This window comes from Gordonia sp. ABSL11-1, from assembly GCF_030315685.1.
Lineage (GTDB): Bacteria > Actinomycetota > Actinomycetes > Mycobacteriales > Mycobacteriaceae > Gordonia.
On the sequence record NZ_JASXSI010000106.1, the window covers coordinates 1 to 433 of the forward strand.

Here is a 433-nt window from a genome sequence, read left to right on the forward strand (position 1 = left end):
AGTCCGTCGGATGGTGGGTGTGGTCGCTGTGGCCAATCGGTTGCTGGTGAGGGTGGCGGCGGCGCGGGTGAGGTTGAACGCGATGACCGCACACACCAGCCAGGCGGCATTCGCGCAGAACTTTCCCGAGGGCAGATGCGCCAGTGCGGAGGCTTTGAGGTCGGCGTGGACTTGTTCGATGATGGCGTGGCCGCGGTGGGTTGTGTCGGCGGTCACGGTGTCCAGATCGCTGGTGGTGAAGAACGCATGGAACCGCCACACGTCGAACAAGCCGTCTCCCTCGGGTGCGAAGTCAGGGATGCGGCGCACCACCAGCCGCCCGGGGACCTGCAGTTTCTTGGCTTTGGAGGTGAACGCGGTGAACGGGATCTCGGCGACCTCGGCCCGCGACACCCACTGCCCGGTTTGGTCGTCGTAGACGGCGTCGGTGTAC

The 433-nt window shown here is 65.8% G+C and carries 1 pseudogene; it reads right to left on the reverse strand.

Annotation, left to right across the window (positions count from 1 at the left end):
• A pseudogene (locus tag QSJ19_RS26645) lies at positions 1–433 on the reverse strand (IS1380 family transposase); the annotation flags it as partial.